Raw genomic sequence first — 13,813 nt, 5'->3', positions numbered from 1 at the left:
GGGCTGCCGGTGGGGGTCGGGTGGGAGGTTCGGGAGTCGTCCCTGTGCGGGCGGGTCGGTGGTACGGCCCCGTCGTGACCCCCCGCGTGCGCGCGTGCCGGCGGCAGCCGCAGGAGTGTGCGGCCCGCGGCGGCGGTGACCGCGAGGCCGACGGCGCCCAGGAGGAGCAGGTGCCAGGCGGGGGAGAGGCTGCCCGCGACCAGCGCGCCGAGGCCCGCGCCGAGCATGCCGCCGAGGCTGAACGCGGCATGGAAACTGGGCATGATCGGCCGGCGCAGAACGCTGACGAGGTCCACGGCGGCACTGTTGAAGGCCACGTTGATGCCGCCGTACGCCGCGCCGAACAGCAGCAGGACGGCGCCCAGGGCAGGGACGGAGTGGGTGTGCGGGGGCAGGGTGATCGACAGGGAGAGCAGGACCGCGCAGACCACGGTGATCAGGTGGCTGCCGTGGCGCTGGCAGAGGCGGCCCGTGAAGAGCATCGTGACGACGGCCCCGGCGGATACGCACAGCAGGGCCAGACCGAGGGAGGAGGCCGAGGCGCCGGTCTGCGCCTTGATGTCGGGGATGCGGACGACCCACCCGGCGAACATGAAGCCGTCCACGGCGAAGAACGCGGTCAGGACGACCCTCAGCAGGGCGAGGTCGCTGCTCGGCGCGACGCTGCGCGAGCGGAGTTTGTTTATCGGCGGCACAAACTCAGGCTAGGCAGCTGGAGGAGGCGGTGCAAGGGGGTTGCCGGTCACTCTGGAGCGGGAGCGTCGGGGCGTCGGCGACCGCGGGAAGGGCACGCGCCCTGGTGCCGGCATGGCTGACTCCCGCCCCACCTCGGCCCAAAGCCTGCCATGCCGCCCCCACTTGGTGTTTTAAAGTGGCTCTCGCTTTTGTGAACCGGTGAATTCGGCACGTGGGAGGACACGCGCACCATGGCGACGGAAACGTTTGAGTTCCAGGTAGAGGCCCGTCAGCTTCTCCAGTTGATGATCCACTCGGTCTACTCGAACAAGGACGTGTTTCTCAGGGAGCTCGTCTCGAACGCCTCCGACGCGCTCGACAAGCTGCGCCTCGAGAAGCTGAGGGACGACAGCCTCGACGCGGACACCTCCGACCTGCACATCAGGATCGAGCTGGACAAGGACGCGCGGACGCTCACCGTCCGCGACAACGGCATCGGCATGTCGTACGACGAGGTCGGCAAGCTGATCGGCACCATCGCGAACTCCGGAACCGCCGCGTTCCTCAAGGAGTTGAAGGAAGGGGAGGACGAAGTCGAGGGCCTGATCGGCCAGTTCGGCATCGGCTTCTACTCCGGTTTCATGGTCGCCGACGAGATGACGCTGCTGACCCGCAGGGCAGGCGAGAGCGCGGGGACGCGCTGGTCGTCGCGCGGGGAGGGGACGTACACGCTGGAGCGCGTGGACGACGCCTCGCAGGGCACGGCCGTCACGCTGCACCTCAAAGAGGCCGACCCCGACAACCAGTTGCACGACTACACGGCGGAGTGGACGGTCAAGCAGATCGTCAAGAAGTACTCGGACTTCATCACCTGGCCGATCCGCCTCGACACCGAGGACGAGCCGCTCAACTCGATGAAGGCCCTGTGGGCGCGCTCGCGCGACGAGGTCACCGACGACGAGTACCACGAGCTGTACAAGCACGTCAGCCACGACTGGCGCGACCCGCTGGAGACGATCCGCCTCCAGGCCGAGGGCACGTTCGAGTACCAGGCGCTGCTGTTCCTGCCCGAGCACGCCCCGCACGACCTGTTCACCCGCGACTACCGGCGCGGCCTCCAGCTGTACGTCAAGCGCGTCCTGATCATGGACGACTGCGAGGCGCTGCTCCCGCCGTACCTGCGGTTCGTCAAGGGCGTCGTGGACGCGGCGGACCTCTCGCTGAACGTGTCCCGCGAGATCCTCCAGCAGGACCGCCACATCCTGATGATCCAGCGCCGGCTGGCGAAGAAGATCCTCTCCTCGGTCAAGGAGATGCGGGCGAACGCGGCCGACAAGTACGCCACGTTCTGGCGGGAGTTCGGGGCGGTCCTCAAGGAGGGGCTGCTCAGCGACACCGACAACAAGGACGCCCTGCTGGGGGTCTGCTCCTTCGAGAGCACCAACGCCTCTGCGGAATCGGGTGAGTTGACGACGCTTCAGGAGTACGTGGAGCGGATGAAGGAGGGTCAGGAGGACATCTACTACCTGACCGGCGAGTCCCGCGAGAGCATCGAGAACTCCCCGCAGATGGAGGCGTTCTCGGCCCGCGGCATCGAAGTCCTGCTGCTCACCGACGCAGTCGACGAAGTCTGGGTCGACGTCGTCCCCGAGTTCGAGGGCAAGCGGCTGCGGTCCGTCGCCAAGGGCGAGATCGACCTCGACGCGAAGGACGGCGAACAAAGCGGTGAGGAACGGGAGAAGCAGGCCGAGGAGTACGCCGGGCTGCTCGACTGGATGAAGGAGCGGCTCGCCGAGGAGGTCAAGGACGTACGGCTCTCCTCGCGCCTGACCGTCTCCCCGGCCTGCGTCGTCTCCGACACGGGCGACATCACGCCCGCGCTCCAGAACATGTACCGGGCGATGGGCCAGGAGATCCCCGCCGCCAAGCGCATCCTCGAACTCAACGCCGGGCACGCGCTCGTGCAGGGCCTGAACCGGGCCTACCAGGAGGAGGCGCGGCGCGAAGGGCTCGTCGAGACCGCCGAGTTGCTGTACGGGCTCGCGGTGCTCGCCGAGGGCGGGCGGCCGAAGGAGCCCGGCAAGTTCGTGCGGGTGGTGGCGGAGCGGCTGGAGAAGTCGCTCTGACCTCCTGACGTCCCGGGCGACCCGCTGACGTACCCGGCCGGGCGCGCACTCCGAAACGCGGAGTGCGCGCCCGGCTCATTTCCCCACATAATCCCCCCACTCTCTGGTTGCTTAAGTCAATCAATCGGGCGTACATTCGTCGGCGGCGTACCGGCCCGACATCCCCCCACGGAGGCCCGACCTATGTCCCACGCTCAACTCCGGCCCGTGGAGCCGGGGGTGGAGTCCGCGCCCCGGGTGAACCTCGTCGTCGCGGTGCTCGCCTTCGGCGGGATCGTCGTCTCGCTGATGCAGACGCTGGTCATTCCGATCGTCCCCGAACTCCCCAAGCTCCTGGACGCCGCGGCCTCCGACGCGACCTGGGCGGTGACCGCGACACTCCTCGCCGCGGCCGTCGCCACGCCGGTGATGGGCCGCCTCGGCGACATGTACGGCAAGCGGCGGATGCTGCTGGTCAGCCTGGTGACGCTGGTCGCCGGGTCGGTCGTCGCCGCGCTCAGCGACACGCTCGCCCCCATGATCGTCGGCCGCGCCCTCCAGGGCCTCGCCTCCGGGGTGATCCCGCTCGGCATCAGCATCATGCGCGACGAACTCCCCGCCGAACGGCTCGGCTCCGCGACCGCCCTCATGAGCGCCTCCCTCGGCATCGGCGGCGCCCTCGGCCTGCCCGCCGCCGCGCTCATCGCCGACCACTTCGACTGGCACATGCTGTTCTGGACGTCCGCCGCGCTCGGCGCCGTCGCGCTGGTACTGGTACCGGCGTTCGTCCCCGAGTCCCGCGTGCGCGCGGGCGGACGCTTCGACTTTCCCGGCGCCGCCGGGATGGCCGCGGGGCTGATCTGCCTGCTGCTCGGCATCTCCAAGGGCGCCGACTGGGGCTGGACCAGCGCGACGACGCTCGGGCTGTTCGCCGCCGCCCTCGTGGTCCTCGCCGGCTGGGGCTTCTTCGAACTGCGCGTCCCCGCACCGCTGGTGGACCTGCGCACCACCGCCCGCCGCCAGGTCCTCGTGACCAACCTCGCGTCCATGGCCTTCGGGTTCTCCATGTTCGCGATGTCCCTCGTCCTGCCGCAGCTCCTCCAGCTCCCCGAGGCCACCGGGTACGGCCTCGGCAGGTCGCTCCTCGACGCGGGCCTCGTCATGGCGCCGACCGGGCTCGTGATGATGGCCGTCGCCCCGGTGTCCGCGCTCATATCCAAGAAGTGGGGCGCCAAGGTCACGCTGATGGCCGGGGCGGTGATCGTCGCCGCCGGCTACGGCCTCGGTGTCGTCCTGATGTCCGAGGTCTGGCAGCTCGTCCTGGTGTCCTGCGTCGTCGGGGCCGGTATCGGCTTCGCCTACGGCGCGATGCCCGCGCTGATCATGGGCGCGGTGGACCCGGCCGAGACCGCCGCCGCGAACAGCCTCAACACCCTGATGCGGTCCATCGGCACGTCGACCGCCAGCGCCGTCGCCGGGGTGATCCTCGCGCAGATGACGACCGGATTCCACGGGGTGGCGCTGCCGTCGGAGAACGGGTTCAAGGTGGTCATGGGGGTCGGGTCGGGGGCGGCGGTGCTGGCGTTCGCGGTGGCGGCGTTCATCCCGCGGCGGCGGACGCCGGGTACTGGTATCGAGGCGGGTACCGGTACCGAGCCGACGACGGGCGCGGCGACGCCGGATGCACGTGCAGCCGCACCGGAGCCGTACGGAGCGGACGCACCGGCATCCGCAGGCCCGCAGACCGGAACCCCCGACGCCCAGGTCATCGGCGCCGCCGTGGCCGTCCCCCTCTCCCGCGCCGTGGCCGAACTCGTCGCCACCGTCCCGAACCTCGGCGACGGCCTCCCGGGCGGCACCGGACGTCCCGTACGCGGCCACGTGCGCGGCGCCGGGAACGTCCCCGTCCCCGACGCCGCCGTCACCCTGATCTCCCTGGACGGACGGCAGTTGGGCCGCGCGGTCGCCGACGCCGACGGCACGTACGAGGTCCGGGCGCCCGGCGAGGGCACCTACGTCCTGCTCGCCGCCGCCGACAGGCTCCAGCCGCAGGCGACCACCGTCGTCGTAGGCGCCGACCCGGTGGCGTACGACGTCCTCCTGAGCGGCAGCAGCGGCCTCGCCGGCGTCGTACGCGGCGCGGAGGGCGGCGCGCCGGTCGCGGGGGCCGTGGTGATCGTGACCGACGTGCGCGGCGACGTCCTCGCGACCACACGGACCGACGGGCTCGGGGAGTTCGCGCTCACCGAGCTGGTCCCCGATGCGGTCACGGTCGCCGTCAGCTCGCCCAAGCACCGGCCCCGCGCGCTCCCCGTCGAGATCGCCGGCACCGGCGTCACCCGGATCGAGGTCGAGCTCCAGTCCGGCGCGCACGTGCGGGGGACCGTGCGCGGCGCCGGGTCCCCGCTCGGCGACGCCCGGGTGACCCTGGTGGACGCCGCCGGGAACGTCGTCGCCACGACCACGACCGGCGCCGACGGCGCGTACGCCTTCTCCGACCTCGACAGCGGCCAGTACACGGTCATCGCGACCGGCTACCCGCCCCGCGCGACCGGCGTCGGCCTCGCCGGTGACCTCGACGGGCACGACATCGAACTCGCCCACGTGGAGTAGAGGTTGCCGGGTCCCGTGTGCGAAGTGCCGCGTACGCGGGACCTGTTGGCGCACCGAACCGTTCGCGGGTTCGGGGCGTCTTACGTCGCGTCACTGTCACAGCATCCGCACAAGGGGAAACAATGCGACGCACAGCAGCGGCAGTTGCGGCTCTAGCCCTCGCCGTGACGGCACTCGGCACCGCGGCGGCCACCGCGACCGCGGCCACGGGGGAGACCGTCGCCGCCTGCCCCACCGGCTGGGGAAGCCTCGACAAGGCCGCCACCTCCACCACCTACGCCTCGCTGACGAACATCAGGACCGGGCAGCACGACTGCTACGACCGCATGGTCTTCGCCATCCCGGGCGGCGGCACCGGCATCGGCTACAACGTCCGGTACGTCGACGCCCTGTACCAGGACGGCAGCGGCGACCTCATCCCCGTCTCGGGCGGCGCGATCCTGGAGGTCCGTGTCTCCGCGCCCAGCTACAACTACGAGACGGGCAAGCCGAGTTACCCCGGCCGCGCCCGGCAGCCGCTGCCCGGTGTCGACATCACCGGCTACAGCGCCTTCCGCGACACCCGCTTCGCCAGCAGCTTCGAGGGCGACACCCAGATAGGGCTGGGCCTGCGCGCCCGACTCCCGTTCCGCGTCCAGCAGTTGGCGGACAAGATCGTCGTGGACGTGGCGCACTCCTGGTGAAACCTCCGCCGGGGGTCGGCCGTCTCACACCGGCCCCCGGCCCCGCCCCGCGGGTGAGCTGGTTGACTGTGCACGAGCACGTGCACGGTGAAGGAGGACCATGCCTGACCTGCGGATCGACGGAATCCGGCTCCAGTACGACGACGAGGGCACCGGCGACCCCGTCGTCCTGGTGATGGGACGCGGCGCCGGGGGCCGTGTCTGGCACCTCCACCAGGTTCCCGCCCTCAAGGCGGCCGGCCACCGCGTCGTCACCTTCACCAACCGGGGCATCCCGCCGAGCGACCCGAGCCCGCAGGGGTTCACCATCGACGACATGGTCGCCGACACGGCCGGCCTCATCGAGCACCTCGGCCTCGGCCCGTGCCGCGTCGTCGGCACCTCCCTGGGCGCGTACGTCGTCCAGGAACTCATGCTCGCCCGGCCCGAGTTGGTCAGCCAGGGCGTCCTGATGGCCACCCACGGCCGTACCGACGCCTACCGCCGGGCCGCGATCGCCGCCGAACACGCCCTGTACGACGAGGGGTTGACGCTCCCCGCCGCCTACACGGCCTGGAACCGCGCCCTGCGCAACCTCTCCCCGGCCACCCTCGACGACGAACAGCGCCTCCAGGACTGGCTGGACCTCTTCGAGTTCGCCCGCGAGGACACCGGCCCCGGCAGCCGCGTCCAGCTCGGACTCACCGCCCCCGAAGGGCGGTTGGACGCCTACCGGCGGATCACGACGCCCACCCTGGTGATCGGGTTCGCCGACGACGCCGCGCTTCCGGCCCGGCTCAGCCGCGAGGTCGCCGACGCGATCCCCGGGGCCGTGTACCGGGAGGTCAAGGACTGCGGCCACTACGGCTACCTCGAACGCCCCGACGCCGTGAACCGGTTGATGCTCGACTTCTTCCGGGGCGCCGGCCGCTGACTTCAAGGAACAAGCTGACGCGTTCTTGAAGCCCCGCGCCGAGCCCCCGTACCGTGCGGGGACGATCGTCGTCGGGGAAAGGCGGGGCATGACCCACGTCGAGGACGAACTGCTGAGCCAGCCCGAGTGCTGGACCCGCGCCGTGTCCCAAGCCGCCGACCACGAAACGGAGTTGCCCGCACCCGGCGAACGCGTCGCGATCGTCGGCTGCGGCACCTCGTACTACATGGCCCAGGCCGCCGCGGCCCTGCGGGGCGGCGAGACGGACGCCTGGGCCGCCTCGGAGTTCCCCTACGACCGCCCCTACGACCGCGTCGTCGCCCTCACCCGCTCCGGCACGACCACGGAAGTCCTGGACCTCCTGCGCCGGGTGCGCGGACGGGCCCGCACGACCGCCGTCACCGCCGACCCGGACACGCCCGTCGCGACGGCCGCCGACGCCGTCGTCCCCCTCGTCTACGCCGACGAACGCTCCGTCGTCCAGACCCGGTTCGCCACCACCGCCCTCACCCTCCTGCGCGCCCACTTCGGCCGCCACCCGGACACGGCGATACCCGACGCCCGGACGGCAGTTGCCGAGCCGCTGCCCCAAGGGCTCGTCGCCTGCGGGCAGTTCACGTTCCTCGGGCGCGGCTGGACCGTCGGGCTCGCGCACGAGGCCGCGCTGAAGATGCGGGAGGCGTCGCTGGCGTGGACCGAGGCGTACCCGGCGATGGAGTACCGGCACGGGCCCATCAGCGTCAGCACGAAGGGGACGGCGACCTGGATGTTCGGTGAGGCGCCCGACGGGCTCGCCCGACAGGTGCGCGACACCGGGGCGTTGTGGATCCAGGGGGAGCTGGACCCGCTGGCCGAACTCGTCCGGGCCCAGCGGCTCGCGGTGGCCGTCGCCGCGGCCCGGGGACTCGACCCCGACCGGCCCCGCCACCTCACGCGCTCGGTGATCCTCACGCCCTGAACGTCCGGAGGCGCACGATGACCCTCACCACCACGGCCGACCTCGTCACCCGCGCCGCCCGACTCCGGTCCGCCGTCGCCGCGTTCAACATCATCACCCTGGAGCATGTCGAGGCGGTCGTCGAAGGCGCCGAGTCCCTCGGGGCGCCGGTCGTGCTCCAAGTCAGCGAGAACGCGGTCGGATTCCGCCGTGGCCGCGTCCACCCGCTCGCCCGCGCCGCCCTCGCCGTCGCCCGCCAGGCCGCCGTACCCGTCGCGCTGCACCTCGATCACGTCCGCGACGACCGGCTGCTCCGGCAGGCCGCCGACGCCGGGTTCAGCTCCGTGATGTACGACGCCTCGCACCTGCCGTACGCCGAGAACCTCGCCGCGACGCGGGGCGCCGTCGACTGGGCGCACTCCCAAGGGCTGTGGATCGAGGCCGAGTTGGGGGAGATCGGCGGGAAGCGCGGGGCGCACGCGCCGGGTGTCCGGACCGATCCCGGTGAGGCGCGGGCGTTCGTCGCGGACTCCGGGGTGGACGCGCTGGCCGTCGCCGTCGGCAGCACGCACGCCATGACAAGTCGCACCGCCGCCCTCGACCACGACCTGCTGAAACGGCTCGCGGACGCCGTCGACGTCCCGCTCGTGCTGCACGGCTCCTCCGGCGTCCCCGACCCCGAACTCACCGCGGCCGTCGCGGGCGGCATCGCCAAGGTGAACGTCGGCACGGCCCTCAACCTCGCCCTGACCGAGGCGATTCGCGTGCATCTGCGCGAGCATCCGGACGCGGCGGACTGCCGTGCGTACCTCGGGGAGGGCCGGGAGGCGATGGCGCGGGAGGCGGCGCGGATCATGCGGGTGGTCGGGCGGGCCTGACCGCCCGGCTCACCCCCGCCTGACCGCCCGGCTCACCCCCGCTTGACCGCCCTCAGCACCACGAACTTCGGGTTGCCCGCCACGACTTCGCTGTTCCCGAACAGTTTCCGCAGCTTCACGTGGTACCCGAGGTGCCGGTTGCCCACCACCCACAGCTCGCCGCCCGGCCGCAGCACCCGGCGCGCACCCGTGAACATGCGCCACGACGTCGCGTCCGTTGTCGCCTGGTGGGAGTGGAACGGCGGGTTGTTGAGGACGATGTCCACACTGGCGTCCGGCACGCCCGAAAGGCCGTCACCGACCCTGAACTCGGCATGCCCGGGTACCCCGTTGGCCTTGTACGTCGCCTCCGCCGAGGCGACCGCCTGGAACGACTCGTCCGTGAAGAGGACCTCGGCCTCGGGGTTGGCGAGCGCCACCGCCGTACCGACGACCCCGTTGCCGCAGCCGAGGTCCACGACCCGGCGCACGCCCGTCGTACCGGGCAGATGCGCGAGGAAGAAGCGCGTGCCGATGTCGAGGCGGTCGGCGCAGAAGACGCCCGCGTGCCCGACGACCGGGTGCCCGGAGAGGACCCCGACGTCGTCCGGGAGGGTGTAGCCGTACGGCCACGGGTTCGCCGGGCGTTCCAGTGCCGGGTCCGGGGTGCAGAAGATGAGGCGGGCCTTCTGGCGGGCCAGGGACGTACGGGTCGGTCCCAGGATGCGCTCGAAGAGGCGGAGCGTGGAGGTGTGGATCTCCTTGACCATGCCGGTGCCGACGACGACCGTGCCCGCGTGCAGCGACGGCGCGAGCCGCAGGAGCTGGTCCTCCAGGAGCGCGAGGCTCTTGGGGACGCGCACGAGCAGCACGTCGATCCGGGCGGGCGGCGGGTCCTGCGAGGTCAGCAGCCGTACCGCGCCGGTCGCGACCCCGGCCCGCGCGAGGTTGGCGCGGGTCGCCTCCTGGCCCAGCCACGAGTCGGTGATCTGCGTCGGACCCGCCTGCGCGAGCGCCGTGACCAGCGCGCCCCAGCGGTCGCCGAGCACGACGACCGTGCCGGTCAGCGGCACCGCCTGCTCGTGCAGATGCGTGAGCAGGTACGCGTCGGCGGCGTCCCAGGCACGCAGCCGGTCGCGCGGGTCCTCGGGGAAGCGGCTCAGCTCCAGCTCGCCCCACGGCGTCGTCATACGGTCGTTCATCGTCAGCCAGGCTAGCCGAACCGCAGCTCAGACCGGGTGCGGCAGGATGGTCCGATGGACGACGAGCTGTTTCCCCGGGAGCGTACGCGGGTCGCGCCGGGCGCCGTGCACGTGCCCGACTGGCTGGCCGCCCCCGCCCAGCGCGACCTGCTCGAAGCGTGCCGCGAGTGGGCCCGCCCACCCGCCGGCCTGCGCACGGTCCGCACCCCGGGCGGCGGCACCATGACCGCCCGCCAGGTCTGCCTGGGCTGGCACTGGTACCCGTACGCGTACGCCCGCACGGCCGTCGACGGCGACGGGAGCGCGGTGAAACCCTTCCCCGAGTGGCTCGGGGAGCTGGGGCGGCGGGCGGTCGCGGCGGCGTACGACGTACCGCCCGAGCCCGGACCGGCGTACGACATCGCGCTCATCAACTTCTACGACGGCGACGCCCGCATGGGCATGCACCAGGACGCCGACGAGCGGTCGGACGCGCCGGTGGTGTCGCTGAGCCTGGGGGACCGGTGCGTGTTCCGGTTCGGGAACACCGCGTCGCGGGGCAAGCCGTACACGGACGTCGAGCTGCGCAGCGGGGACCTGTTCGTGTTCGGCGGGGCGTCGCGCAAGGCGTTCCACGGGGTGCCGAAGGTGTACCCGGGGACGGCGCCGGCCGGGCTCGGGCTCGCGGGGCGGCTGAACGTGACGCTGCGCGTCAGCGGTTTCGCGCACGGCCACGGCACCGAGCGGATCATGGGAGACTCGCCCTCATGAGCGGCAAGGCGGACCCCCGGCCGGCGGGGGAAGGGACCACCTCAAGGGCGCGGCTGGACCGGGGGCGCGGCGCGCTCGGGCCCGCGCTGGAGCTCGTGCACACCGGGCGGGCGCCGACGCGCGCGGTCCTCACGGCCGAACTCGGTGTGACGCGTGCCACCGCGGGCGCGGTCGCCGCCGAGCTGGAGGCGCTCGGCCTGATCCGGGTCGACGCGCACCCGACGGCCGCCGCGGGCTCCCAGGGCCGCCCCTCGCACCGGCTCGAACTCGCCGAGGACGGGCCGGTGGTGCTGGCCGCGCAGATCCATGCCGACGGATTCCGGGCCGCGTTGGTCGCGCTGGGCGGCAGGATCGTGGCGACGACCCCGAGTTGCGAGGCGGTCGACGCGGACCCGGCGAAGATCCTCAGCGCGGTCGTCGAGGCCGGCGCCGAGCTGCTGCGGACCAGCGGGCGGCGCTGCGTGGGCGCCGGGCTCGCCGTACCGTCGGCCGTCGCCGAACCCGAGGGGCTCGCCCTCAACCCCCTGCACCTGGCCTGGCCGGTGGGGGCGCCGGTGCGGGAGATCTTCGCCGAGCGGATCGCCGCGGCCGGCGTCGAAGGGCCCGCGTTCGCCGCGAACGACGTGAACCTCGCGGCGCTCGCCGAGCACCGGCACGGCGCCGGGCGGGGCGCCCGCGACCTGCTGTGCGTGGCCACCGGGCACCGTGGCGTCGGCGGCGCCCTCGTCCTCGACGGCCGTCTGCACACGGGGAGTTCGGGGCTCGCGCTGGAGGTCGGGCACCTCACCGTGAACCCCGAGGGGCGGCCCTGCCACTGCGGCAGCCGCGGCTGCCTCGACGTCGAGGCCGACCCGCTGGCCCTGTTGACCACCGCCGGGCGCGAACCCGGGCCTGAGGGCTCGCTGTTGCACCAGGCGAACCGGCTGGTGCGCGAGGAGTACGGCGATCCCGTGGTCCGCGCGGCGGCCGAATCCCTCATCGACCGGCTGGGGTTGGGGCTCGCCGGGCTGGTGAACATCCTCAACCCCGACCGGATCATCCTCGGCGGACTCCACCGCACGCTCTTCGACGCCGACCCGGAGCGGCTGCGGGCTGTCGTCGCGGACCGGAGCCTGTGGGGGAGGAGCGGTGGAGTGCCGATCCTCGCGTGTTCGCTGGACCACAACAGCCTGGTGGGGGCTGCCGAGTTGGCGTGGCAGCCGGTGCTGGACGATCCGCTGGGGGCGGTGAGCGCGTAGGTGCGGCGACGGCGCTTCGGCCCGGGGGGTGGGCCAGCTCAGAGTGTCGTCCCGCCGTCGATCAGCAGGTCCGTGCCGACCAGCGGGGCCGCGTCGTCCGACGCCAAGTACAGGACGGCGTGGGCGACTTCGTCCGTCGTGACGGACCGGCCCAGCGGCGACTGCTCCTTCATCCGCGCCGCGCGGCCCTCCTCCGTCTCGCCCGGCAGCAGGGACATCGTGGTCCGGGTGACGCCCGGGCTCACGGAGTTGATGCGGACGCCGTCCCCGATGTGCTCCAGGGCGGCGCCCCGGGTGAGGGAGGCGACGGCGGCCTTGCTCGCGGAGTAGGCGGTCACACCCGGCTTCTGCGCGTGCGCCCCCAGGTTCGAGGCGACGTTGACGATCGCGCCGCCGCGCGGCTGGGCGCGCATCTGCCGTATCTCGGTGCGCAGGGCGAGGAAGAGGCCGGTCAGGTTGGTGTCCAGGACCGCGTGCCAGTCCGCCGGGTCGGTGTCGGCGATCGGCTGCCCGGCTCGGATGATCCCGGCGTTGTTCACGGCGACGTCGAGGGAGCCGAAGCGCTCTACGGCGGTGCCGACCAGCGCGTCGATGCTGTCGGGGTCGGTCACGTCGGCCGCCTCGGCGATGGCGGTGCCGCCCCCGCCCGCCTGTGCGACGAGCGCGACCGTCTCGTCCAGCGCGGACCTCGTGCGTCCGGCGGCGACGACGTTCGCGCCCTCGGCGGCGAAGGCGAGCGCGAGGGTGCGGCCGATACCGGAACCGGCGCCGGTGATCAGGACGGTGCGGCCGGAGAAGCGGGGCTGGGACATGGCGAGCCTTTCGAGAACGGTCGGTCTTGAATGAGGGCAGCCGGGGGTGCCTGTGGGTGGGAGCGGTCGCCCGTGCCGGTCGGGCGGAGTCTCAGTCGAGCAGCGTCAACGCCTGCTCCACCGCGTCCCGCACCCGCGCCGTCGGATCCGCCGACGCCTTGCCGACGATCCGCAGCCCCTGGAGGAACACCAGCAGCATCCGGGCGAGCGCGTGCGGATCGCGCTCCGGCGTCAACTCGCCCTGGGCCTGGGCCCGTACGAGGGCCGAGTGCAGCAGCGTCTCCAGGTGCTCCCAGCCCGCCTCGACGCGGAGCGCGGCGGCGGGGTCGTGCGGGGCGAGCTCCACGGCCGTGTTCGCGACGAAACAGCCGCGTGCGCGGCCGGGTTCGGCGGTGGACTCGGCGGCGAAGCGCCGGACGACCGCGCGGACGGCGGGCAGGGCGGGGCCCGGTGCGGACAACTCCCGTACCAGCGCCGGGTTCTTGAGGTCGCCGTAGCGGTCCAGCGCCTTGAGGTACAGGTCGTGCTTGCTGCCGAAGGTCGCGTAGATGCTGGCGCGGGCGATGCCCAGGTGTTCGACGAGGTCCGCCATCGAGGTGGCCTCGTAGCCGCGCCGCCAGAACAGGTCCAGGGCGGACCGGAGGGCGGCGTCCGGGTCGAATTCCTTGGTCCTCGCCATGTGAGGAGACTAGGTTATTCGAGAACGAGTGGTCAATTAAGGGCGGTGAGGCTCCACAGGGCCGCGATCACCGGCCGCCTCAGGTCCGCGCGGCGTACGCAGAGTCCGACCGTGAGAGGGGCCGGCTGCGGTGTCGCGGGGACGACGGCCAGGCGGTCGCGCACCGCGCTGTGCTCCAGGACCAGCCGGGGGACGACGCCGGTTCCGCAGCCGAGGGCGACGAGCGTCAACAGGGCTTCGTGGCCGTCGGGTTCGCAAGCGATCTCGGGGGTCATGCCCTGGGTTCGGAACCAGCGGTCGGCGGCTTCGCGGACCAGGCCGCGTTGGGGGAGGACGAAGGGGGCGGTGA

13 protein-coding genes are annotated in these 13,813 nt (G+C 72.6%); 8 read left to right on the top strand and 5 right to left on the bottom strand.

Annotation, left to right across the window (positions count from 1 at the left end; genetic code table 11):
- On the bottom strand, positions 1 to 695 hold a 695-nt coding region (locus AOK24_RS21865), incomplete at its 3' end, for an MFS transporter (RefSeq protein ID WP_159051945.1).
- A 231-nt stretch (positions 696 to 926) separates the two neighbouring features.
- Between AOK24_RS21865 and htpG the strand changes: the two genes are divergently transcribed.
- The 6 genes from htpG (at position 927) to AOK24_RS21835 (ending at position 8,804) form a co-directional block, all read left to right on the top strand.
- A complete protein-coding gene (gene htpG, locus AOK24_RS21860) occupies positions 927 to 2,801 on the top strand; it encodes a molecular chaperone HtpG (protein ID WP_055721759.1) in 1,875 nt (624 codons plus the stop codon).
- A 183-nt stretch (positions 2,802 to 2,984) separates the two neighbouring features.
- Positions 2,985 to 5,393, top strand: a complete 2,409-nt coding sequence (locus tag AOK24_RS21855) for an MFS transporter (protein ID WP_055721758.1) — start codon at positions 2,985 to 2,987, stop codon at positions 5,391 to 5,393.
- 122 nt (positions 5,394 to 5,515) lie between these two features.
- Positions 5,516 to 6,076: an AMIN-like domain-containing (lipo)protein gene (locus AOK24_RS21850; protein ID WP_055721757.1), complete on the top strand. Its 561-nt coding sequence runs from the start codon at positions 5,516 to 5,518 to the stop codon at positions 6,074 to 6,076.
- Positions 6,077 to 6,176: 100 nt separating this feature from the next.
- Positions 6,177 to 6,989, top strand: coding sequence for an alpha/beta fold hydrolase (locus AOK24_RS21845; RefSeq protein ID WP_055721756.1), 813 nt, complete (start codon positions 6,177 to 6,179; stop codon positions 6,987 to 6,989).
- Positions 6,990 to 7,077: 88 nt separating this feature from the next.
- A complete protein-coding gene (locus AOK24_RS21840; RefSeq protein WP_055721760.1) occupies positions 7,078 to 7,947 on the top strand; it encodes an SIS domain-containing protein in 870 nt (289 codons plus the stop codon).
- A gap of 17 nt (positions 7,948 to 7,964) precedes the next feature.
- Positions 7,965 to 8,804, top strand: coding sequence for a class II fructose-bisphosphate aldolase (locus AOK24_RS21835; RefSeq protein WP_055721755.1), 840 nt, complete (start codon positions 7,965 to 7,967; stop codon positions 8,802 to 8,804).
- Between the two features lie 32 nt (positions 8,805 to 8,836).
- On the opposite strand, the gene AOK24_RS21830 is transcribed toward AOK24_RS21835, so the two are convergent.
- Positions 8,837 to 9,973, bottom strand: a complete 1,137-nt coding sequence (locus AOK24_RS21830; RefSeq protein WP_055721754.1) for a methyltransferase — start codon at positions 9,971 to 9,973, stop codon at positions 8,837 to 8,839.
- A gap of 66 nt (positions 9,974 to 10,039) precedes the next feature.
- On the opposite strand from AOK24_RS21830, the gene AOK24_RS21825 reads away from it, so the two are divergent.
- Together AOK24_RS21825 and AOK24_RS21820 are read left to right on the top strand one after the other, a co-directional pair.
- The gene (locus tag AOK24_RS21825; RefSeq protein ID WP_055721753.1) at positions 10,040 to 10,735 is read left to right on the top strand and encodes an alpha-ketoglutarate-dependent dioxygenase AlkB family protein; all 696 of its coding nucleotides are present in this window, start codon (positions 10,040 to 10,042) and stop codon (positions 10,733 to 10,735) included.
- Positions 10,732 to 11,973 carry an ROK family protein gene (locus AOK24_RS21820; RefSeq protein ID WP_055721752.1) on the top strand — a complete coding sequence of 414 codons (1,242 nt, stop codon included), beginning with the start codon at positions 10,732 to 10,734 and terminating at the stop codon, positions 11,971 to 11,973. Before AOK24_RS21825 ends, AOK24_RS21820 begins: the two co-directional genes overlap by 4 nt.
- 38 nt (positions 11,974 to 12,011) lie before the next feature.
- Here AOK24_RS21820 and AOK24_RS21815 read toward each other — a convergent pair whose 3' ends face one another.
- The 3 genes from AOK24_RS21815 to AOK24_RS21805 all read right to left on the bottom strand — a co-directional run.
- The gene (locus AOK24_RS21815) at positions 12,012 to 12,785 is read right to left on the bottom strand and encodes an SDR family NAD(P)-dependent oxidoreductase (RefSeq protein WP_055721751.1); all 774 of its coding nucleotides are present in this window, start codon (positions 12,783 to 12,785) and stop codon (positions 12,012 to 12,014) included.
- A 91-nt stretch (positions 12,786 to 12,876) separates the two neighbouring features.
- Positions 12,877 to 13,464 carry a TetR/AcrR family transcriptional regulator gene (locus AOK24_RS21810; protein WP_055721750.1) on the bottom strand — a complete coding sequence of 196 codons (588 nt, stop codon included), beginning with the start codon at positions 13,462 to 13,464 and terminating at the stop codon, positions 12,877 to 12,879.
- A gap of 32 nt (positions 13,465 to 13,496) precedes the next feature.
- Positions 13,497 to 13,813: LysR substrate-binding domain-containing protein (locus AOK24_RS21805; RefSeq protein WP_240554054.1), on the bottom strand; the 317-nt coding region annotated here is incomplete at its 5' end.

Source organism: Streptomyces niveiscabiei, from assembly GCF_001419795.1.
Taxonomy (GTDB): domain Bacteria; phylum Actinomycetota; class Actinomycetes; order Streptomycetales; family Streptomycetaceae; genus Streptomyces; species Streptomyces niveiscabiei.
Note: the sequence above shows the minus strand (reverse complement) of the source record. Positions and strands in the feature narration are given on the sequence as shown.